Genomic DNA, 20030 nt, shown 5'->3' with positions numbered 1-20030 from the left:
CGGGCTGGTCGGATCAGCGGTACTTGGCGTCGGCCGCCTTGTTCGCTGCAATTTCTTTTTCGTAGCGGTCGCCCACGGCCAGCAGCATGTCCTTGGTGAAGTACAGGTCACCGCGCTTTTCGCCGTGGTATTCGAAGATGTGCGTCTCGACGATCGAGTCGACCGGGCAGCTTTCCTCGCAGAAGCCGCAGAAGATGCACTTGGTCAGGTCGATGTCATAGCGCGTGGTGCGGCGCGAACCGTCGTCGCGCACATCCGATTCGATGGTGATGGCCAGCGCCGGGCAGACGGCTTCGCAGAGCTTGCAGGCGATGCAGCGCTCTTCGCCGTTCTCATAGCGGCGCAGCGCGTGCAGGCCGCGGAAGCGCGGCGACAGCGGCGTCTTCTCTTCGGGGAACTGAACCGTGATCTTGCGGGCGAAGGCGTACTTGCCGGTGATGGCCAGGCCCTTGAACAACTCGAACAGCATGAAGCTGCCCAGGAAGTCCTTGAGCGAAAAAGGCGCAGACGCGAGCTTGGAAGGGCGCGCCAGCGCGCCGGCGGTGTGCGAAGCAGTCATGATGTTGGCGCTTCCTGTTATTTCCAGATGTTGAACGGCGTCTGCATCCAGCCACCGACCACGACCAGCCACACAAGAGTGACCGGAATGAAGATCTTCCAGCCCAGACGCATGATCTGGTCATAGCGGAAGCGCGGGAACGTCGAGCGCACCCACAGGAACATGGTGACCACGCAGAAGGTCTTGGCGCCCAGCCAGATCCAGCCGGGAATGAAGCTCAGGAACTCGAACGGCGGCAGCCATCCGCCGAGGAACAGCACCACGCACAGGATCGAGACGAGCCACATGTTGGCGTACTCGGCCAGGAAGAACATCGCGAAGCTCATGCCCGAGTACTCGATCATGTGGCCGGCCACGATTTCGGACTCGCCTTCCACCACGTCGAACGGGTGGCGGTTGGTTTCGGCGAGGCCCGAGATGAAGTAGACGACGAAGATCGGCAGCAGCGGCAGCCAGTTCCACGACAGGAAGCCGACGCCCATGTTGGCGAACATGCCCTTGCCCTGAACGTTCACGATCTCGCTCATGTTCAGACTGCCGGTGACCATCAGCACCACGACGAAGCAGAAGCCCATCGCGATTTCGTAGCTCACCATCTGCGCCGAGGCGCGCAGCGCGCCCAGGAAGGCGTACTTCGAGTTCGAGGCCCAGCCGGCGATGATCACGCCGTACACCTCGAGCGAAGTGATGGCCATCACGAACAGCAGGCCGGCGTTGATGTTGGCCAGCGCCACGTCGGGACCGAAGGGAATCACGGCCCATGCGGCGAGCGCCGGCATGATGGTCATGACCGGGCCCAGCAGGAACAGGCCTTTGTTGGCGACCGTCGGAAGAATGATTTCCTTGGTCATCAACTTGAGCGCATCGGCGATCGGCTGGAGCAGGCCCAGCGGTCCGGTGCGGTTCGGGCCGATGCGAATCTGCGTGAAGCCGATGGCCTTGCGTTCCCACAGCGTGAGGTACGCCACGGCCCCCATCAGCGGGAGGACGACCACGATGATCTTGATCAGCGTCCAGATCACGGGCCAGACCACGGCGGTCCACCAGCCTGCGGCGACCAGCCCCTGGCCGAAGCCATGAATTGCGTCGATCATGCCAGTGCCTCCTCGGCCCGTGCCGGTGTGGCGGGTGCGGCCGATGCATCACGTGCGTCGGCGGTCAGCTGCAGCGACGGTGCGCGGCGCACGATCGAGTCGAGCTGGTAGATGCTCGCGACCACGGGTGCGACAGCCGCCCCGCTGGAGGCGACGGCCTTCGCGGACGTCGCATTGCTCAGCGCATTCGCGGGCACCGCGCCCTTGTCACCGATGGTGGCCAGCACCTCGGCGGTCGACTCGAACGAGAAGCCAGGCAGGCCCAGCAGGTTGGCCAGCACGCGCAGCACCTTCCACGCCGGGCGCGCTTCGCCTTGCGGCTTCACGACGGCATGGAAGCCCTGCAGGCGGCCTTCGGCATTGACGAAGGTACCGGGGGTTTCGCTGAACGGAGCGATCGGTAGCAGCACGTCGCTGAACGCCAGGTTGGCCTTGAAGGGGCTCAGCGTGATGACCATCTGCGCATTGCCGATGACATCGGCAGCGGCGGCGCCGGCGGCCGAGTCGAACACCGGCTCGGTGTTCAGCAGCATCACGGCCTTCAGGCCGGAGCCTGCGGCGAGCATGCGGCCGGCATCGAGGCCGCCGTTCTTCGGGAACGCGCCGACGATCTGCGCGCCCACGGTGTTGGCAGCTTCGGTCAGGTAGCCGACGGTGGCGCCGGTTTGCGCGCCGATCCAGTTCGCCAGGGCCAGCAGGCTGCTGGCTTGGGCATGGTGGGCGGCGGCGTTGCCGAGCAGCACGGCCTTGCGCTCGCCGCTCAGCAGCGAAGCTGCGATGGCCTTGGCGGCGGCATCCGGTGCGTTCTTCGGTGCCAGCGGCGCGGCTGCACCGTTGGTTTCACCGATGGCAGCGGCCACGGCGGCCAGCGCTTCGACCCACTGGTCGGCTTCGACGATGGACGATTGCGCCACGTCGATGGCCCAGGCGTCGCGTGCGGCCATCAGGCTTGCCGAGGTGATCACCGACAGCGCGGCGCCCTTGCGCACGGCCTGGCGGATGCGCTGCGCGAACAGCGGATGTTCCTTGCGCAGGTTCGAACCGACGACCAGAGCGCGCTGCACTTGCGTGAGCGAAGCGATCGAGGTGCCGAGCCAGCGCACGCCCTCGAACGCCGTGAACTCGGCGTTGCGCAGGCGGTAGTCGATGTTGTCGCTGCCGAGTTCACGCGTGAGCATGGCGGCAAGTTGCAGCTCTTCGAGCGTGCTGTGCGGGCTGACCAGCGTGCCGATGCTCTGCCCACCGTGGTCGGCCTTGATCTGCTTGAGGCCGTTGGCGACGTATTCGAGCGCCGTCTGCCAGTCGACCTGCTGCCATTGGCCGCCCTGCTTCAGCATGGGCTGCGTCAGGCGTTCCGGGCCGTTGAGCGCTTCGTACGAGAAGCGGTCGCGGTCGGCGATCCAGCATTCGTTGACGTCTTCGTTCTCGAGCGGCACCACGCGCATCACGCGGTTGTTCTTGACCTGGACGATCAGGTTGGCACCGGTGGAATCGTGCGGGCTCACCGACTTGCGGCGCGACAGCTCCCAGGTGCGGGCGCTGTAGCGGAACGGCTTGCTCGTGAGCGCGCCCACCGGGCAGATGTCGATCATGTTGCCCGACAGTTCGGAGTCGACCGAGTCGCCGAGGAAGGTTTCGATTTCGGAATGCTCGCCGCGGTGCGACATGCCGAGCTCCATCACGCCGGCCACTTCCTGGCCGAAACGGACGCAGCGCGTGCAGTGGATGCAGCGACTCATTTCCTCCATGCTGATCAGCGGGCCGACGTCCTTGTGGAACACGACACGCTTTTCTTCTTCGTAGCGCGAGGAAGAAGCGCCGTAGCCTACGGCCAGGTCCTGCAGCTGGCATTCGCCGCCCTGGTCGCAGATCGGGCAATCCAGCGGGTGGTTGATCAGGAGGAACTCCATGACCGACTGCTGCGCCTTGATGGCCTTTTCGCTCTTGGTGCGAACGATCATGCCCTGCGTGACGGGCGTGGCGCAGGCCGGCATCGGCTTGGGCGCTTTTTCCACGTCGACCAGGCACATGCGGCAGTTGGCCGCGATGCTGAGTTTCTTGTGATAGCAGAAGTGCGGGATGTACGTGCCCGCCTTGTCGGCCGCATGCATCACCATGCTGCCTTCGGTCACTTCGACCTTCTTGCCGTCGAGTTCGATTTCGATCATGAGTATGTTTCTTCTCGCGCTCAGGCCTTGACGGGCGCCGTCGGGACGTGGCCCGGGATCAGGGCTTCGAACTCGTGACGGAAGTGCTTGATCATGGCGCGCACGGGCATTGCCGCCGCATCGCCGAGCGCACAGATGGTGCGGCCCATGATGTCGCCGGCGACGGAGTCGAGCAGTTGCATGTCGCTGGGCTTGCCCTTGCCGTTGTGGATGCGGTCCACCACGCGATAAAGCCAGCCCGTGCCTTCACGGCACGGCGTGCACTGGCCGCAGGACTCGTGCATGTAGAAGTACGACAGGCGCTTGAGCGACTCGACCATCGAACGGCTGTCGTCCATGACGATCACCGCGCCCGAGCCCAGCATGGAGCCGGCCTTGGCGATGGAGTCGTAGTCCATGGTGCAGGCCATCATGATGTCGGCCGGCAGCACCGGCGACGACGATCCACCGGGGATCACCGCCTTGAGCGTGCGGCCCTTGCGAACACCGCCGGCCAGTTCGAGCAGCTTGGAGAACGGCGTGCCCATGGGCACTTCGTAGTTGCCGGGCAACTCGACGTCGCCGCTCACCGAGTAGATCTTGGTGCCGCCGTTGTTCGGCTTGCCGCATTCGAGGTAGGCCGGACCGCCGTTGTTGATGATCCAGGGCACCGCCGCGAAGGTCTCGGTGTTGTTGATGGTGGTCGGCTTGCCGTAGAGGCCGAAGCTCGCCGGGAACGGCGGCTTGAAGCGCGGCTGGCCCTTCTTGCCTTCGAGCGATTCGAGCAGCGCGGTTTCCTCGCCGCAGATGTAGGCGCCGAAGCCGTGGGCGGCGTGCAACTGGAAGTTGTACGTGCTGCCCATGATCTTGTCGCCGAGGTAGCCGGCGGCGCGCGCTTCTTCAAGCGCCTCTTCGAAACGGTCGTAGCTCTGGAAGATCTCGCCGTGGATGTAGTTGTAGCCGACGCTGATGCCCATCGCATACGCGGCGATGGCCATGCCCTCGATCACGATGTGCGGGTTGAACTGCAGGATGTCGCGGTCCTTGCAGGTGCCGGGCTCGCCTTCGTCCGAATTGCAGACGAGGTACTTCTGGCCCGGAAACTGGCGGGGCATGAAGCTCCACTTCAGGCCGGTCGGGAAACCTGCGCCGCCACGGCCGCGCAGGCCCGAGGCCTTCACTTCGGCGATCACCTGGTCGGGCGTGAGGCCCTCGGTGAGGATCTTGCGCAGGGCCTTGTAGCCGCCGCGCGCTTCGTAGTCGGCCAGGCGCCAGTTGGTGCCATCGAGGCCCGCATAGATTTGCGGCTCGATGTGGCGGTCATGGAAACAGGTCTGGACGCCCGTGGCCTGGAACTGCTGGAGAACTTGTTCGGGTGACATCAGGCGGCCTCCCCTTTGACGGAGCCACGCAGGCCCTCGATGAGCTGGTCGAGCTTGTCGTTGCTCATGAAGCTGCACATGGTGCGGTCGTTGACCAGCATCACGGGCGAATCGGCACAGGCGCCCAGGCACTCGCTCTGCTGCAGCGTGAACACGCCGTCGGCCGTGGTCTCGCCCATCTTGATGCCGAGCCTCTTCTCGAGGTGCACGAGCGCGGTCACGCCGTCACGCAGCTGGCACGGCAGGTTGGTGCACACGTTGAGCTTGAACTTGCCCACCGGATGCTGGTTGTACATGTTGTAGAAGGTCGTCACTTCATGCACGGCGATGGGCGCCATGCCGAGGTACTCGGCAATCTCGCGTTCGCGCTGCAGGCTGACGTAGCCCTCGTCCTGCTGGACGATGGCGAGGCAGGCCATCACGGCGGATTGCTTGCCTGCTTCGGGGTACTTGGCCACCTCGCGCGCAAAGCGCTCGAGGATCACTGGCTTCAGAGGAGCAGAAGGCGCCGAGGGCGCCGTGTCATGGTGGGTCGAGGAAGTCATTCGCTCTTTCTCACCTGTCGATTTCGCCGAACACGATGTCCATCGTGCCGATCACCGCGACAGCGTCGGCGATCATGTGACCGCGCGACATTTCGTCGAGGGCGGCGAGGTGCGGGAAACCAGGGGCGCGGATCTTCAGGCGGTACGGCTTGTTGGCGCCGTCGCTCACGAGATAGATGCCGAATTCGCCCTTCGGATGCTCGACGGCGGCATACGCTTCGCCTTCGGGCACATGGAAGCCTTCGGTGAAGAGCTTGAAATGGTGGATCAGCTCCTCCATGTTCGCCTTCATCGATTCGCGCGCGGGCGCGGCGACCTTGTGGTTGTCGGTGATCACCGGGCCGGGGTTGGCGCGCAGCCAGGCCGAGCACTGCTGGATGATCTTGTTGGCCTGGCGCATCTCTTCGACGCGAACCAGGTAGCGGTCGTAGCAGTCGCCGGTCTTGCCGACGGGCACGTCGAACTGCATCTCGCTGTAGACGTCGTAGGGCTGCTTCTTGCGCAGGTCCCATTCGATGCCCGAGCCGCGCAGCATGGGGCCGGTGAAACCCAGATTCAGCGCGCGCTCCGGCGTGACCACGCCGATGCCCACGGTGCGCTGCTTCCAGATGCGGTTGTCGGTGAGCAGCGTCTCGTACTCGTCGACCATCTTCGGGAAGCGCTTGCAGAAGGCGTCGACGAAGTCGAGCAGCGACCCTTGGCGATCTTCGTTCAGGCGCTCGATGGCCTTCGCGTTCTTGATCTTGCTGACCTTGTACTGCGGCATCGCGTCCGGCAGGTCGCGGTAGACGCCGCCCGGACGGAAGTACGCCGCATGCATGCGCGCGCCGGACACGGCCTCGTACATGTCGAACAGGTCTTCACGCTCGCGGAAGCAGTAGATGAGCATGTTCATCGCACCGCAATCAAGGCCGTGCGCGCCGAGCCACAGCAGGTGGTTCAGCAGCCGGGTGATCTCGGCGAACATCACGCGGATGTACTGCGCGCGGATCGGCACATCGAGACCCATCATCCGCTCGATGGCGAGGCAATAGGCGTGCTCGTTGGACATCATCGACACGTAGTCGAGGCGGTCCATGTAGGGCAGCGACTGGATGAAAGTGCGCGATTCGGCGAGCTTCTCGGTCGCGCGATGCAGCAGGCCGATGTGCGGGTCGGCGCGCTGGATCACTTCGCCGTCGAGCTCGAGCACCAGGCGCAGCACGCCGTGTGCCGCGGGATGCTGGGGACCGAAGTTGAGTGTGTAGTTCTTGATTTCGGCCATATCAGTGCAAACCGCCGCCGTAGTTGTCTTCGCGGATCACGCGCGGGGTGATTTCGCGCGGCTCGATCGATACCGGCTGGTAGACCACGCGCTTCTGTTCTTCGTCGTAACGCATCTCGACGTATCCGGACACCGGGAAGTCCTTGCGGAACGGATGGCCGATGAAGCCGTAGTCGGTCAGGATGCGGCGCAGGTCGTCGTGGCCGTCGAACACGATGCCGTACAGGTCGAAGGCTTCGCGCTCGAACCAGGTGGCGGCGCTCCAGACGGGCTGCAGCGAATCGACCACCGGCAGGTCTTCGCTCGGCGCAAACACCTTGAGGCGCACGCGCTGGTTGAGGCTCACCGACAGCAGGTGCGTGACGACGCAATAGCGCTCGCCCTGCCACTCGCCTTCGCGGTAGTCGGAGTAGTCCATGCCGCAAAGATCGATCAATTGTTCGAAGCGGCAGCCGGGCGCGTCGCGCAGCAGCGTGGCAGCGTCGATGTAATCAACGGCACTCACCACCACGGTCACCTCGCCCAGTGCGAGCGTCACGCTCCTGGCCTTGGCGCCGAGCGTCTCGGCGATGGTGGCGCGCAGCACCTCCGGCGAAATTGCAAAGTCAGTCATCGTCGGCAATCCCTCAGGCGCGGGCAATGGTGTTGGTGCGGCGAATCTTCTGCTGCAACTGGATCACGCCGTAGAGCAATGCTTCGGCGGTGGGCGGGCAACCCGGAACGTACACATCGACGGGCACGATGCGGTCGCAGCCGCGCACGACCGAATAGCTGTAGTGGTAGTAGCCACCGCCATTCGCGCACGAACCCATCGACAGCACCCAGCGCGGCTCGGGCATCTGGTCGTAGACCTTGCGCAGCGCCGGCGCCATCTTGTTGCACAGCGTGCCGGCCACGATCATCAGATCGGACTGGCGCGGGCTCGGACGAAACAGCATGCCGAAACGATCGATGTCGTAGCGGGCAGCACCCGCGTGCATCATTTCGACCGCACAGCATGCGAGGCCGAACGTCATCGGCCAGAGAGATCCGGTCTTCGCCCAGTTCACCACCGAGTCGTAGGTGGTGGTGACAAAACCTTCTTTGAGAACGCCTTCAATGGCCATCGTGTGCTTTCCTTGTCATTCCCAGTCGAGCGCGCCCTTTTTCCACTCGTAGGCGAAGCCCACGACGAGGATGGCGAGGAAGATCATCATGGCCCAGAAGCCGACAGCGCCGATCTCCTTGAGCGCAATGGCCCAAGGGAAGAGAAAGGCAATTTCGAGATCGAACAGGATGAAGAGAATCGCGACGAGGTAGTAGCGCACGTCGAACTTCATGCGTGCGTCCTCGAAGGCTTCGAAGCCACACTCGTAGGGAGCGTTCTTCGCGGCGTCGGGCCTGTTCGGGCCGAGGATGTATCCGATGACCTGAGGGGCGACGCCTACGCCGACTCCGACCAGAATGAACAAAAGGACGGGGAGGTAGGAGTCGAGATTCATCGAGAGTTTTTCACCGCTTGCCACCGGCAAGAAGAACCCCTGGATGAGGTTTTCTGCCGATGAGATTTGGTGCGGTCGGCGAGACTCGAACTCGCACAGCTTTCGCCACTACCCCCTCAAGATAGCGTGTCTACCAATTTCACCACGACCGCGGTTTTTGCTGTTCGGATGGCATGAGGTACCTGCAAGAGGCATTTGGCTTTCCGAACAGATTTAGAGTTTACCCTGAAATGAAGCCATTTCTCACAGGCAACTCATGAAAACGAGTTGATTACTTGCTGGGGATCTGGCCCGCACCCGAAACCGGGGCTGCAGGAGCCGAAGCAGGGGCACCCGGAGCTGCTGCGCCAGGAATTTCACCAGCCGCACCGGAAGCCGGCGCAGCGGGTGCACCCACCGCGGCGCGCTCCAGAAGACTGCCGCCGCCCGCGGGACGTGCATGGCTGAAATAGGCCAGCAACAGCGTGCATGCGAAGAACACTGCTGCAAGCACGGCCGTGGTGCGCGAGAGAAAGTTGGCACTGCCGCTGGCGCCGAACAGGCTACCGGCGCTGCCGCTGCCGAAGGCCGCACCCATGTCGGCGCCCTTGCCATGCTGGACCAGGATCAGGCCGATCATTGCGAGGGCTGCCAGCATCTGTACGCCGACCAGAAGATTGAGGACCACGTTCATTCGTTCTTACTCCTAATTGATACAGCCGTTGCGCATTCAGCGCGCAGCGGCAGAAATGATCTGCAGAAAATCGGGCGCCTTGAGCGACGCGCCACCGATGAGGCCGCCGTCGATGTCGGCCTGCGCCAGCAGTTCGGCGGCATTGGCCGCATTCATGCTGCCGCCATAAAGAATCTGGATGCCCGCGGCATGCTCGCTCGCCGCGTGATGCAGTTGCGCGCGCAGCACGGCATGCACCGCTTGCGCCTGCTCCGGCGAGGCCGTCTTGCCCGTGCCGATGGCCCAGACAGGCTCATACGCCACGACGATCTCGCTGATGCAATGGCCGTTCACGTGAATCACCGCAGCCAGCTGGCGCTTGACGACCTCTTCGGTCTGCCCTGCTTCGCGCTGGGCCAGCGTTTCGCCGACACAGACGATCGGCGTGATGCCGTTGGCCAATGCCGCAGCGGTTTTCGCCGCGACGGCCTCATCGGTTTCACCGTGGTATTGCCGGCGTTCCGAGTGGCCGACGATTGCATAGCGCACGCCGAAATCCTTCAGCATCGCCGCCGATTGCTCGCCGGTGAATGCACCTTGCGGATGCGCCGAAATGTCCTGTGCACCGAGCGCCAGTGCCGGCGAGCCCGCCAGCAGCGACTGCAGTTGCGCAAAGTACGGCGCGGGCGCGCACAGCGCCACGTCGCACGCGGCCGGGCTTGCGGCCAGGCCTTGCTGCAAGGCCTTCACCAGCGCCTCGTTGGCGGCGAGGCTGCCGTTCATCTTCCAGTTGCCGGCGATCAGTTTCTTCTTGGTTGTCATCGCATTCTTCCCGTCACCATGTCAGCACGATCTTGCCGATGTGCTGGTTCGATTCCATCAGCGTGTGAGCCTGGGCTGCGCCGCTAGGCTCACCCGCTGCCGCAAAGGTACTGTGGATCACGGGCTTGATGGCGCCGCTTTCCAGCAGCGGCCACACCTTCTCGCGCAGGGCCTTGGCAATGGCGCCCTTGAAGGCCACCGGCCGAGGCCGCAGCGTCGAGCCGGTGATCGTGAGTCGCCTGCGCAGCACGAGGCCCGCATTGATCTGAGCCTTTACGCCGCCCTGCACCGCAATGATCACGAGCCTGCCGTCTTCGGCCAGGCATTCGATCTCGCGCGCCACGTAGTCGCCTGCAACCATGTCGAGGATCACGTCCACACCCTTGCCACCGGTGAGCTTCTTCGCTTCTTCGACGAAGTCGCTCGTGCGGTAGTTGATGGCGTGGTCGGCACCGAGTTTCTTGCAGGCTTCGCACTTGTCGTCGCTGCCGGCCGTGACGATCACCGTCGCACCGAGCGCCTTGGCGATCTGGATCGCCGTGACGCCGATGCCGCTCGAGCCGCCCTGGATCAGCAGCGTCTCGCCTTTTTGCAGACGGCCGCGCTCGAACACATTGCTCCAGACGGTGAAGAAGGTCTCGGGCAGCGATGCCGCATCGACATCGCTCCAACCCTTCGGCACCGGCAGGCATTGCGCCACGGGCGCCACGCACAGCTCGGCATAGCCACCGCCGGCGATCAGCGCACAAACGCGGTCGCCGACCTTGAAACCCGCCTCGGCCAGCGCCGCAGCGTCGCCCGACACGATCTCGCCGGCCACTTCGAGGCCCGGCAGGTCGGATGCGCCCGGCGGCACCGGATAGTGACCCATCCGCTGCAGCACGTCGGGCCGGTTGACGCCACTGGCCGCGACGCGAATCAGCAGCTCGCTCGCACCCGCCACCGGATCGGGACGATCGGCCACGCGCAGCACCTCAGGGGCGCCGTACGAAGTGATTTCAATGGCTTTCATGGTCTTTCGGCCTCCAACGCCCGCAGATGGGGCGAAGCTTGACGTTCAAAAGATAGCAACGGCGGCAATGAACCGCCGTTGCGCCCTTCTTACTCCTGAGGCTCGCGCGGTGCTTGCGATTGCTCGCCGACCGGGGCCTGCGGCTGCTCGTTGCGCGGCTGTTGCTGCTGGTCGTTGAAGCGCGGTGCGCGCTCGCCACGATCACCACCGCGGTCGCCACGGTCCGAACGCTCACGGCGGTCGCCGCCACGGTCACCGCGATCGCCACGGTCTTCACGCGGCGGGCGCTCGCTGTATTCCATGCCGGCCGGACGCTCGGTCAGCGCCTTCATCGACAGCTTGACGCGGCCCTTTTCGTCCGTCTCGAGAACCTTGACCTTCACGATCTGGCCTTCGCTCAGATAGTCGGTCACCTTCTCAACGCGTTCGTGCGCGATCTGGCTGATGTGCAGCAGGCCGTCCTTGCCGGGCAGCAGGTTGATGAGCGCACCGAAGTCCAGGATCTTGGTGACCGGGCCTTCGTAGACCTTGCCGATTTCGACTTCGGCCGTGATCTGCTCGATGCGCTTCTTGGCCAGTTCGGCCTTTTCCGGATCGGTCGAGGCGATGGTGATGGTGCCGTCTTCGTCGATGTTGATCGTCGTGCCGGTTTCTTCCTGCAGGCCACGGATGACCGAGCCGCCCTTGCCGATCACGTCGCGGATCTTCTCGGGGTTGATCTTCAGCGTGGTCAGGCGCGGTGCGAAGCTGGAGACTTCGGCCTTGGCCTCGCCCATGGCTTCCTGCATCTTGCCCAGGATGTGCATGCGCGCTTCCTTGGCTTGCGCCAGTGCGACCTGCATGATTTCCTTGGTGATGCCCTGGATCTTGATGTCCATCTGCAGCGCGGTGATGCCGTTGGTGGTGCCCGCAACCTTGAAGTCCATGTCGCCCAGGTGATCTTCGTCGCCCAGGATGTCGGTGAGCACCGCGAATCGGTTGTCCTCCTTGATCAGGCCCATGGCGATACCGGCCACGTGCGCCTTCATCGGCACGCCGGCGTCCATCATCGACAGGCAGCCGCCGCAGACCGAAGCCATCGACGAGGAGCCGTTCGACTCGGTGATTTCCGACACCACGCGAACCGTGTACGGGAATTCTTCCTTGGTCGGCAGCACGGCGACGAGCGCGCGCTTGGCCAGGCGGCCGTGGCCGATTTCGCGGCGCTTGGTCGAGCCCATGCGACCCACTTCGCCGGTGGCAAAGGGAGGCATGTTGTAGTGGAACAGGAAGCGGTCTTCGTACTCGCCGGCCAACGCGTCGATGCGCTGTGCGTCGCGTTCGGTGCCCAGCGTGGTGATGACCAGCGCCTGGGTTTCACCACGCGTGAACAGGGCCGAACCGTGGGTGCGCGGCAGCACCGAGTTGCGGATTTCGATGGGGCGCACGGTACGCGTGTCGCGGCCGTCGATGCGGGGCTCGCCCGACAGGATCTGGCTGCGCACGATCTTCGATTCGATGGCGAACAGCAGGTCGTTGACCTTGCCGGCGTCGAAGGGCTCGCCGCCTTCCTTGAGCGTGCTCATCACGCTGGCATTGGCTTCGCGCAGGGCTTGCGTGCGGGCCTGCTTGCTGCGAATTTGATAGACGGCGCGCAGCTTTTCTTCGGCCAGGTCCTTGACCTTGGCGACGAAGGCTTCGTCTTCGGCGGGCGCTTGCCAGTCCCACACCGGCTTGCCGGCGTCGCGCACGAGGTCATGAATCGCGTTGATCGCGATGTTGGCCTGTTCGTGGCCGAACACCACGCCGCCGAGCATGATTTCTTCGCTGAGTTGCTGGGCTTCCGATTCGACCATCAGCACGGCGGCTTGGGTGCCGGCGACGACGAGGTCCATCTGCGAATCCTTGCGAGCCGTCTGGCCCGGATTCAGCACGTACTGGCCGTTGATATAGCCGACGCGGGCGGCGCCGATCGGGCCGCTGAACGGAATGCCGGAGATGGCGAGCGCAGCGCTCACGCCAATCATGGCGGCGATGTCGGCGTCGACTTCGGGGTTGAGCGACACGGTGTGGATGACCACGTGCACTTCGTTCAGGAAGCCTTCGGGGAACAGCGGGCGGATCGGGCGGTCGATCAGGCGGCTGGTCAGCGTTTCATGTTCGCTGGGCTTGGCTTCGCGCTTGAAGAAGCTGCCGGGGATTTTGCCGGCGGCGTAGGTCTTCTCGATGTAGTCGACGGTCAGCGGGAAGAAGTCCTGACCCGGCTTGGCGGACTTGGAAGCGACCACGGTCGCCAGGATCACGGTGCCGTCGATGTCGACCAGCACGGCGCCATTGGCCTGGCGGGCGACTTCGCCCGTTTCCATGACGACAGTCTTGTCGCCCCATTGGAAGGACTTGGTGATTTTGTTGAAGAGGCTCATGTTTGCTCCTGTTTTAGTAGCGAACCACTCGGGGTTCGCAAGGGGCGGAGGCTGTCTCAGAACACGATGCCATTCCAGCGAAGCTCGGAGAGAACTTCATTGGAATGACACAGCTTCGCTCTGTTTTGGCACTCCGAAAGTGGATCGCGAAGTAAAAAACGCCTGAGCTAGCGGACTAACCCAGGCGTTTTTTCATGCGATTCGATTTACTTGCGCAGACCCAGCTTGGCGATCAGCGCGGTGTAGCGGTCGGCATCCTTGGACTTGAGGTAGTCGAGGAGCTTGCGGCGGCGGCTCACCATGCGCAGCAGGCCGCGACGGCCGTGGTGGTCCTTGGCGTGCGTCTTGAAGTGGGGGGTGAGCTCGTTGATGCGGGCGGTCAGCAGTGCGACTTGCACTTCTGGGCTGCCGGTGTCGTTGGCGGCGCGGGCGTTGTCTTTGACGACTTCGGCCTTGATGGAGGCTGCGATCATGTTGAATTTCCTTGTTCCGGGATGTTTGACTTGCGGTGAGCGCTGGAACTACCCTCACCGTGCGCCTTGCGGCATGCAAAGCCTCGGGATTATAGCCTGGACAGGGCTCGCCCCCAGGCTACGCGCACTTCGTGTCGCTTCTCCTACCCCCTATCGGGGGCAGCACCTGCGGCCCGGCAAAGCCGGTTCCGCGGTGTTTCACGAAGGGGCCGCGACTTCGTCGGGCCGCGTCCCGATCCGTCCATCGAGTGAAGCCAGGCCCACCGCGCCCAGCACGCAGGCTGCCCCGCCGATCTGCCCTGAACTGATACTTTCTCCCAGCCAGAGGGCCGCCAGTATCAGTGCGGAAACCGGCAAGAGCGCGGTGAAAAGCGCCGCTTCCGCCCCTTTCAGCCTCGCCGATCCGGCAAACCAGAGGACGAAACCCAGCACCGTCGGCACCAGCGCGTAGTAGGCGACGCCGATCAGCGCATCGTTCGGCAACGGGTGTTCCCAGGCCCGCTCGAACAGCGCCGGAACCAGCGACAGCACGAGCCCGAAGGCCGTCATCAGCGTCGACAGCGCCAGCGAACGCACCGGCGCCCGCAGCCGCTTGTTGAGCAGGATGAACATTGCCTCGCAGACGACCGCGCCCAGCACCAGCAGGTTGCCGACCATCGCCGCGGGCGATTTGGAGTCCCCTGCGGAGCCCTCGCCCGGCCAGCTGATTGCCAGCACCCCCGCCGTCGCCAAGACGACGCTGCCGATCAGATAGCGCCCGGGCCGCTCGCGCAAAGCCAGCACCGCCACCAGCGCCGCAACGGCCGGCAGCGTCCCGGCCACCACGCCCGCGCTCGCGGCCGGCGCCCACCTCACGCCCAGGATCAGCAACACCGTGTAGCCCACGCTGCCCAGCCCGGCCTGGCACAAGAGCAACACCAGGTCGCGCCGCTCAGGGCGAGGCCAAGGCGTGCGCGTCAGCCGCAACAGCACAAGAAACACCGGCAGCGCCATCGCAAACCGCAGTGCGGTCGCGGTGAAGGGCGGTAGCCCGCCTGCGATGACCTTGCTGGCCACCACCGTGCTGCCCACCGTGACCATTGCCAGCGCGCACAGCGCCATTCCCTTCAACCGTTCCGACATGCCAGACCTTTCGCTTCCGAGAAAAGCCCGAGCTTCGCGGCCCGGTCGCGCCGCGTATTGAACGAAATTGCAGAGGGCCGGATCAGCCCTTGCGCTGCGGCTGCTCCGCCAGCCAGTTGCGCAGGCGCTCCACGCCCTTCACCAGCCGCTGCGGGTCTTTCGACGCAAAGCACCAGCGCAGCCATCCCTGTGCCTCGGGCGCGAAGGCATTGCCCGGCGCGAGCCCCAGGCCCGCCTCGGCGACCAGCCGCTTGGCCACTTCGAGCGAATCGCCGAAGCCTTCGAGCCGGAAGAAGGCATACATGCCGCCCTTGGCCGAGGCCACCTGCACGCCCGGCAGCGCCGCCAGCAACGGCACCAGCGTATCGCGGCAGTGCTTCAGGTGCGCCACCACGCGCGGCGTGATCTCGCTCGTGTGTTCGATGGCGGTGATGGCGGCGCGCTGCGTGAACACGCTGGCGCACGAGGTGTTGAACTCGATCAGCTTGCCGATGCCGTCCACCATCGACGGCGGCAGCACCAGCCAGCCGAGGCGCCAGCCCGTCATCAGGAAGCTCTTCGAGAAGCTGTGCGTGACGACGAGCCGGTCGTCGGGCTTCGAGATGTCGAGGAAGCTCGGCGCACAGGCATTGGGCGTCGGCTCGTAGTACAGGCGCTCGTACACCTCGTCGGCGAGGATCCACGTGCCGGTCTGGCGGCAGTGGTCGAGCACGGCCTGCTGCTCGTCGCGCGTCATGGTCCAGCCCGTGGGATTGTTCGGCGCGTTGACGATCAGCAGCTTCGTCTTCGAAGTGACCGCCGCGCGCAGCGCGGGCAGGTCGAGCGTCCATTGCCCGTTCACCGGCACCAGCGGCAAGGTGCGCACCCGCGCGCCCATGATCGCGGGCTGCGCCGTCAGATTGGGCCACACCGGCGTCACGGCGACCACTTCGTCGCCCGCGTCGACCAGTGCCTGCACCGCGAGCATCAGCGCGCTCACGCCGCCCGAGGTGACGGCGATGCGCGAGGCATCGACCGCAGGATGCAGCCCGCTGGTGTAGCGCGCGATGGCTTCGCGCAGCTCGGGCAGGCCAAGGTTGTGGGCGTAGAAGGTCTCGCCCCGCTGCAGCGAATCGATGGCCGCCTGGCGGATCACCTCGGGCGTGACTTCGTCGCTTTCGCCGAACCAGAAAGCCAGCACGTCGTCGCGGCCCATGCCGGCATTGGCGACTTCGCGGATCTTCGAGGCTTCGAGGTTGTGGATGGCTTCACGCATGTCTGGTTGTCCTGTTCTTCATCGTCGTCATCAAGGCTTCTTCATCTTGCACGAGGTCGGCAGTTCTGCGCGCTCCGGGGGAATCGTCTTGACCACACGGAAGCCGTAGCCCGAGCCTTCGACGTCGAACTGCACGCCCGGCCTGCCCTGCCGGTCCATCACGCCGACCACCAGTTGCTGCTGGAATTGGTGGTCCGTTGCGCGCATGCGCCCGCGCTGGCCGTACAGGCTCACGTCGGCCTGCTCCAGCGCGCGCGCCACCGGCACCGCGTCTGCGCTGCCAGCACGCTCGACGGCCTGCACGAGCGCTTCGATCATCAGCTGCAGCCGCATGTGCACATAGTCGTCGGCCGGCTTCGGAAAGCGCGTGCGGAAGGCGCGGTAGAAGGTTTCGGACTGCGCCGTCTGCACGTTGGGCAGCCAGTCGGCCACGGCGATCACGCGGCCGATGCCCGCATCGCCGATGGCCGCCGGTGCGCCCAGCGCATTGCCATAGAAGGTATAGAAGGTGCCGTTGAAGCCAGCCTCGCGCGCCGCCTTCACGAGCAGCGTGAGGTCGTTGCCCCAGTTGCCCGTGACCACGGCCTGCGCACCGCTCGCGATGATCTTGGTGGCGTAGGGCGCGAAATCCTTCACCTTGCCCATCGGATGCAGTTCGTCGCCCACGATCTCCACGTCAGGGCGCTGCGCACCGAGCTGCCGGCGTGCCTCGCGCAGCACGGCCTGGCCGAAGCTGTAGTCCTGGCCGATCAGGTAGACGCGCTTGAGCGCGGCGTCGTCCCTCACCACATCCATCAGCGCGGCCATGCGCATGTCGGCATGCGCGTCGAAGCGGAAGTGCCAGAAGCTGCAGCGCTCGTTCGTGAGCGCCGGGTCGACCGCCGCGTAGTTGAGGAAGATCACGCGCCGCGCGGGGTCGCGTTCGTTGTTCTTGTCGATGGCATCGACCAGCGCCGCGGCCGTGGCCGACGAATTGCCCTGCAGCACGATGCGCGCGCCATCGTCCATTGCGGCGCGCAGGGCGGAGAGCGCCTCCTCGTTCCGCCCTTTGCTGTCGTAGCGGTCGAGCTGCAGCGGCCGAGCGCCGCCCGGCAGCTTCACACCGCCGCGTGCGTTGACGCGTTCCACCGCCCACAGCAGGTTGCGGAACACCGCCTCGCCGGTGTTGGCGAACGGGCCGCTCATGCTTTCGATCAAGGCAAGACGGATGGGCGCGGCCTGCGTCTGCGCCGTTGTGGTGAAGGAAGCCGCGCATAGCGCCAGCGCCGCGAATTTCAAGGCCCGGCGGCGCCAAATAAAGGAGGGAGTCATCGTCTTGAAACGCGTGCGGCTGCGCCTAGATGAGGTGTCAAGCGGCACTCAGGATTGAATGGCCGCGCAGTGTAAGGGACACACATTCCTTGTCCCCATTGTGTTCATTCAGGAGTTCTTCACCATGCTTTTCGCCCCCACCCTTCGCACCGCCCGCTTCGCTCCCCGCGCCTATGACCGCGCCTTCGAACGCTTCGTGAACGATGCCTTCGCCGCCCCCCGCCGCTCCCCGCTGGTGGAACAGGACGACAAGAGCTGGACCCTCTCGCTGGACGTGCCGGGCTTTGCGCGAGAAGACCTCGCGATCAGCATCGAAGGCGCCGTGCTGCGCATCGACAGCAAGGCCGAAGCCAAGCGCCAGTTCAAGGCGGCCTACGAGTTGCCGCAGGACATCGACGTGGCGGCCAGCGAGGCCAAGCTCGAGAACGGCGTGCTCACGCTGAAGCTCGGCAAACTGGTGCCCGCGAACCAGGCCGCACAGTTGCAAATCAACTAACCGGCCTATGCCCACAAGAGGAAAAATGTCAGTAATGGTCTTGTTTTGACTTTAAACGAGCACCTTATTCACAATAGCGCTGGATAACGTCACATGATGTGACGTTTTCTTAGAACTTTCTTCTTCGTGGGCGTCTCGTGAGCGCACCGAAATCCCCGCCGGTGCGGTCCGGGTGTCCCAAAAAGGCACCATGAACACGCACCTTCAACTTGCCAACCCCAACGAACAATCCGACACGCTCCTGGTGTTCCTGCCCGGCGCCTACCTGAAGCCCGACGAGTTCGAGCGTGAAGGGTTCATCGCCGCGGTGCGCGAGCGCCACCTGGCGGCCGACGCGCTGCTGGTGGACGCGGATGTTTCCTACTACTACGAGCAGACGCTGAGCGAGCGCCTGCACACCGAGGTCATCGAGCCCCAGCGCGCCAGGGGCTACAAGTCGATCTGGCTCGTGGGCATTTCCATCGGCGGCTTCGGCGCGCTGATCCACGAACTGGCCCGGCCGGGCTCGGTGGACGGCATCGTGGCGCTCGCGCCCTACCTCGGTCGCCGGGTGCTCGGCGCGGAGATCAAGAAGGCCGGCGGCCTGCGCGCCTGGCAGGCGCCCACCGGGCCGCAGGCCGACGAGGAGCCCGACCGCAAGCTCTGGCCCTTCTTCCAGCAGTACCTGGAAGCCAAGCCGTCGAAGAACCTGCCGCCGCTGTACCTGGGCTTCGGGCTGGACGACCGCTTTGCCAGCAACCACAAGCTGCTGGCCGACGCCCTGCCGCCGGGACGCGTCTTCACGATCGAGGGCGGCCACGACTGGCCGCAATGGCGCCAGCTGTGGCGCAATGTGCTGGACGTGCTGCCGCTGCCGGCGATCGGCCGCTCGCGGCAGCCGGCTACGCAGTCTCCGGCAGCGGCGCCTCAGCCGACGAGAGCGACGCCATGGGCCATCGCGGCTTGACGTCGAAGGCATAGCGCTCGCTCGCCTGCGACAGGCCCGATTGCAGGCGCATCGCCGCGGCCATGGCGATCATGGCGCCGTTGTCGGTGCACAGGTGCAGCTCGGGGTAGTGCACGCGCACCTTGCGCTTCGCGCACGCGGCATTCAGCTGTTCTCGCAAATTCCTGTTGGCCCCCACCCCGCCCGCCACCACCAGCCGCTTGAGCCCGGTCTGGTCGAGCGCGGCAAGCGATTTCCTCAGCAGCACCTCGACGATGGCCGCCTGAGTGGACGCCGCCAGGTCGGCCTTGTTCGCTTCGAGCTGGTCGCCGAGCTTCCTGGCCTGCGTGAGCACGGCCGTCTTCAGGCCGGCAAAGGAGAAATCGAGATCGCCGCTGTGCAGCAGCGGCCGTGGCAGTTTGAAGGCCGTGGCATTGCCGCCTTCGGCCAACTTCGCGAGCCACGGGCCGCCGGGGTACGGCAAGCCCATGAGCTTGGCGCTCTTGTCGAAGGCCTCGCCGGCCGCGTCGTCGATGCTCTCGCCGAGCAGCTCGTAGCGCCCCACGCCGTCCACCCGCATCAATTGCGTGTGGCCCCCCGACACCAGCAGCGCGACAAACGGAAACTCCGGCGGATCGGCGCTCAGGAACGGCGACAGCAGATGCCCTTCGAGGTGATGCACCCCCAGCACCGGCTTGCCCAGCGCCACACCGAGCGCGCAGGCAACGCCCGCGCCCACGAGCAGTGCGCCCGCCAGGCCTGGCCCGCGCGTGTAGGCCACCACGTCGATCTCGGCCAGCGAGCGGCCGGCTTCGGCCATGACGGTCTCGGTCAGCGGCAGCACGCGGCGGATGTGGTCGCGGCTGGCTAGCTCGGGCACCACGCCGCCGTAGGCCTGGTGCATGGCGATCTGGCTGTGCAGCGCGTGCGAACGCAGCAGCGGCAGCGCGCTGCCGTGCGACTCGACCAGCGCCACGCCGGTTTCGTCGCAGGATGATTCGATTCCCAACAAGAGCATGGCGCCGAGTGTAGGCGGCGCCCCGGGCGGCCGCCCGCGAAGGGACAAACGGCGCCCTGCAAGGCACGAA

General features: G+C 65.1%; 21 protein-coding genes and 1 tRNA gene. 3 read left to right on the top strand and 19 right to left on the bottom strand.

All coding sequences use genetic code 11. From position 1 onward, the window contains the following. Positions 1-13: 13 nt before the first annotated feature. From nuoI to ASC92_RS05015, 18 genes are all read right to left on the bottom strand, one after another. Positions 14-559 carry an NADH-quinone oxidoreductase subunit NuoI gene (nuoI, locus tag ASC92_RS05100; protein ID WP_056511115.1) on the bottom strand — a complete coding sequence of 182 codons (546 nt, stop codon included), beginning with the start codon at positions 557-559 and terminating at the stop codon, positions 14-16. Positions 560-576: 17 nt separating this feature from the next. Next, positions 577-1653, bottom strand: coding sequence for an NADH-quinone oxidoreductase subunit NuoH (nuoH, locus tag ASC92_RS05095; RefSeq protein ID WP_056511111.1), 1077 nt, complete (start codon positions 1651-1653; stop codon positions 577-579). Beyond that, positions 1650-3821 (bottom strand): NADH-quinone oxidoreductase subunit NuoG, encoded by a 2172-nt coding sequence (gene nuoG / locus ASC92_RS05090; protein ID WP_056511108.1) that lies wholly within the window; start codon positions 3819-3821, stop codon positions 1650-1652. The genes nuoH and nuoG overlap by 4 nt, the downstream gene beginning before the upstream one ends. A 20-nt stretch (positions 3822-3841) precedes the next feature. After that, entirely contained in the window at positions 3842-5182 is a 1341-nt protein-coding gene (gene nuoF, locus ASC92_RS05085) for an NADH-quinone oxidoreductase subunit NuoF (protein WP_056511105.1), read from the bottom strand. Continuing rightward, positions 5182-5727, bottom strand: coding sequence for an NADH-quinone oxidoreductase subunit NuoE (nuoE, locus tag ASC92_RS05080; RefSeq protein ID WP_235505663.1), 546 nt, complete (start codon positions 5725-5727; stop codon positions 5182-5184). Before nuoE ends, nuoF begins: the two co-directional genes overlap by 1 nt. Before the next feature lie 10 nt (positions 5728-5737). After that, complete coding sequence (locus ASC92_RS05075) at positions 5738-6991, bottom strand: NADH-quinone oxidoreductase subunit D (RefSeq protein ID WP_056511102.1); 1254 nt, start codon at positions 6989-6991, stop codon at positions 5738-5740. A gap of 1 nt (position 6992) precedes the next feature. Then, positions 6993-7604, bottom strand: coding sequence for an NADH-quinone oxidoreductase subunit C (locus ASC92_RS05070; protein WP_056511099.1), 612 nt, complete (start codon positions 7602-7604; stop codon positions 6993-6995). A gap of 13 nt (positions 7605-7617) precedes the next feature. Further along, positions 7618-8097 carry a NuoB/complex I 20 kDa subunit family protein gene (locus ASC92_RS05065; RefSeq protein WP_007837763.1) on the bottom strand — a complete coding sequence of 160 codons (480 nt, stop codon included), beginning with the start codon at positions 8095-8097 and terminating at the stop codon, positions 7618-7620. Between the two features lie 15 nt (positions 8098-8112). Then, positions 8113-8472 (bottom strand): NADH-quinone oxidoreductase subunit A, encoded by a 360-nt coding sequence (locus ASC92_RS05060; RefSeq protein WP_012748607.1) that lies wholly within the window; start codon positions 8470-8472, stop codon positions 8113-8115. A 67-nt stretch (positions 8473-8539) separates the two neighbouring features. After that, positions 8540-8624, bottom strand: a tRNA-Leu gene (locus ASC92_RS05055). 119 nt (positions 8625-8743) lie between these two features. Continuing rightward, positions 8744-9145, bottom strand: coding sequence for a preprotein translocase subunit SecG (gene secG / locus ASC92_RS05050; RefSeq protein WP_056511097.1), 402 nt, complete (start codon positions 9143-9145; stop codon positions 8744-8746). Between the two features lie 36 nt (positions 9146-9181). After that, on the bottom strand, positions 9182-9946 hold the full coding sequence (tpiA, locus tag ASC92_RS05045) for a triose-phosphate isomerase (RefSeq protein ID WP_056511094.1): 765 nt from the start codon (positions 9944-9946) through the stop codon (positions 9182-9184). A 13-nt stretch (positions 9947-9959) separates the two neighbouring features. Then, on the bottom strand, positions 9960-10958 hold the full coding sequence (locus tag ASC92_RS05040; RefSeq protein WP_056511091.1) for an NAD(P)H-quinone oxidoreductase: 999 nt from the start codon (positions 10956-10958) through the stop codon (positions 9960-9962). An 89-nt stretch (positions 10959-11047) separates the two neighbouring features. Next, the gene (pnp, locus tag ASC92_RS05035) at positions 11048-13360 is read right to left on the bottom strand and encodes a polyribonucleotide nucleotidyltransferase (RefSeq protein WP_056511088.1); all 2313 of its coding nucleotides are present in this window, start codon (positions 13358-13360) and stop codon (positions 11048-11050) included. Between the two features lie 206 nt (positions 13361-13566). Beyond that, positions 13567-13833 carry a 30S ribosomal protein S15 gene (gene rpsO / locus ASC92_RS05030; protein ID WP_007837783.1) on the bottom strand — a complete coding sequence of 89 codons (267 nt, stop codon included), beginning with the start codon at positions 13831-13833 and terminating at the stop codon, positions 13567-13569. Positions 13834-14031: 198 nt separating this feature from the next. Beyond that, entirely contained in the window at positions 14032-14955 is a 924-nt protein-coding gene (locus ASC92_RS05025; protein WP_056511083.1) for a DMT family transporter, read from the bottom strand. Positions 14956-15037: 82 nt separating this feature from the next. Then, a complete protein-coding gene (locus ASC92_RS05020) occupies positions 15038-16210 on the bottom strand; it encodes a pyridoxal phosphate-dependent aminotransferase (RefSeq protein ID WP_056511080.1) in 1173 nt (390 codons plus the stop codon). Positions 16211-16240: 30 nt separating this feature from the next. Beyond that, entirely contained in the window at positions 16241-17407 is a 1167-nt protein-coding gene (locus tag ASC92_RS05015) for a branched-chain amino acid ABC transporter substrate-binding protein (RefSeq protein WP_235505698.1), read from the bottom strand. Between ASC92_RS05015 and ASC92_RS29200 the strand changes: the two genes are divergently transcribed. From ASC92_RS29200 to ASC92_RS05005, 3 genes are all read left to right on the top strand, one after another. Beyond that, positions 17394-17579, top strand: a complete 186-nt coding sequence (locus tag ASC92_RS29200; protein ID WP_235505704.1) for a hypothetical protein — start codon at positions 17394-17396, stop codon at positions 17577-17579. The genes ASC92_RS05015 and ASC92_RS29200 overlap by 14 nt on opposite strands. A 66-nt stretch (positions 17580-17645) precedes the next feature. Next, positions 17646-18017, top strand: coding sequence for an Hsp20/alpha crystallin family protein (locus ASC92_RS05010; protein ID WP_056511076.1), 372 nt, complete (start codon positions 17646-17648; stop codon positions 18015-18017). Between the two features lie 190 nt (positions 18018-18207). Then, positions 18208-18963: an alpha/beta hydrolase-fold protein gene (locus tag ASC92_RS05005; protein WP_056511073.1), complete on the top strand. Its 756-nt coding sequence runs from the start codon at positions 18208-18210 to the stop codon at positions 18961-18963. On the opposite strand, the gene tsaD is transcribed toward ASC92_RS05005, so the two are convergent. Then, complete coding sequence (gene tsaD / locus ASC92_RS05000) at positions 18899-19960, bottom strand: tRNA (adenosine(37)-N6)-threonylcarbamoyltransferase complex transferase subunit TsaD (RefSeq protein WP_056511070.1); 1062 nt, start codon at positions 19958-19960, stop codon at positions 18899-18901. The genes ASC92_RS05005 and tsaD overlap by 65 nt on opposite strands. Positions 19961-20030: the final 70 nt, after the last annotated feature.

Source organism: Variovorax sp. Root411 (genome assembly GCF_001425205.1).
Classification (GTDB): Bacteria; Pseudomonadota; Gammaproteobacteria; order Burkholderiales; family Burkholderiaceae_C; genus Variovorax.
The sequence above is the reverse complement of the archived record's forward strand: the minus strand, read 5'-3'. Positions and strand labels throughout refer to the sequence as shown.

What these genes read in the sequence shown, in the direction of transcription:
- nuoI (WP_056511115.1), bottom strand. Translation starts at nt 559, where the DNA reads ATGACTGCTTCGCACACCGCCGGCGCGCTGGCGCGCCCTTCCAAGCTC.
- nuoH (WP_056511111.1), bottom strand. Translation starts at nt 1,653, where the DNA reads ATGATCGACGCAATTCATGGCTTCGGCCAGGGGCTGGTCGCCGCAGGC.
- nuoG (WP_056511108.1), bottom strand. Translation starts at nt 3,821, where the DNA reads ATGATCGAAATCGAACTCGACGGCAAGAAGGTCGAAGTGACCGAAGGC.
- nuoF (WP_056511105.1), bottom strand. Translation starts at nt 5,182, where the DNA reads ATGTCACCCGAACAAGTTCTCCAGCAGTTCCAGGCCACGGGCGTCCAG.
- nuoE (WP_235505663.1), bottom strand. Translation starts at nt 5,727, where the DNA reads ATGACTTCCTCGACCCACCATGACACGGCGCCCTCGGCGCCTTCTGCT.
- ASC92_RS05075 (WP_056511102.1), bottom strand. Translation starts at nt 6,991, where the DNA reads ATGGCCGAAATCAAGAACTACACACTCAACTTCGGTCCCCAGCATCCC.
- ASC92_RS05070 (WP_056511099.1), bottom strand. Translation starts at nt 7,604, where the DNA reads ATGACTGACTTTGCAATTTCGCCGGAGGTGCTGCGCGCCACCATCGCC.
- ASC92_RS05065 (WP_007837763.1), bottom strand. Translation starts at nt 8,097, where the DNA reads ATGGCCATTGAAGGCGTTCTCAAAGAAGGTTTTGTCACCACCACCTAC.
- ASC92_RS05060 (WP_012748607.1), bottom strand. Translation starts at nt 8,472, where the DNA reads ATGAATCTCGACTCCTACCTCCCCGTCCTTTTGTTCATTCTGGTCGGA.
- secG (WP_056511097.1), bottom strand. Translation starts at nt 9,145, where the DNA reads ATGAACGTGGTCCTCAATCTTCTGGTCGGCGTACAGATGCTGGCAGCC.
- tpiA (WP_056511094.1), bottom strand. Translation starts at nt 9,946, where the DNA reads ATGACAACCAAGAAGAAACTGATCGCCGGCAACTGGAAGATGAACGGC.
- ASC92_RS05040 (WP_056511091.1), bottom strand. Translation starts at nt 10,958, where the DNA reads ATGAAAGCCATTGAAATCACTTCGTACGGCGCCCCTGAGGTGCTGCGC.
- pnp (WP_056511088.1), bottom strand. Translation starts at nt 13,360, where the DNA reads ATGAGCCTCTTCAACAAAATCACCAAGTCCTTCCAATGGGGCGACAAG.
- rpsO (WP_007837783.1), bottom strand. Translation starts at nt 13,833, where the DNA reads ATGATCGCAGCCTCCATCAAGGCCGAAGTCGTCAAAGACAACGCCCGC.
- ASC92_RS05025 (WP_056511083.1), bottom strand. Translation starts at nt 14,955, where the DNA reads ATGTCGGAACGGTTGAAGGGAATGGCGCTGTGCGCGCTGGCAATGGTC.
- ASC92_RS05020 (WP_056511080.1), bottom strand. Translation starts at nt 16,210, where the DNA reads ATGCGTGAAGCCATCCACAACCTCGAAGCCTCGAAGATCCGCGAAGTC.
- ASC92_RS29200 (WP_235505704.1), top strand. Translation starts at nt 17,394, where the DNA reads ATGCTTTCGATCAAGGCAAGACGGATGGGCGCGGCCTGCGTCTGCGCC.
- ASC92_RS05010 (WP_056511076.1), top strand. Translation starts at nt 17,646, where the DNA reads ATGCTTTTCGCCCCCACCCTTCGCACCGCCCGCTTCGCTCCCCGCGCC.
- ASC92_RS05005 (WP_056511073.1), top strand. Translation starts at nt 18,208, where the DNA reads ATGAACACGCACCTTCAACTTGCCAACCCCAACGAACAATCCGACACG.
- tsaD (WP_056511070.1), bottom strand. Translation starts at nt 19,960, where the DNA reads ATGCTCTTGTTGGGAATCGAATCATCCTGCGACGAAACCGGCGTGGCG.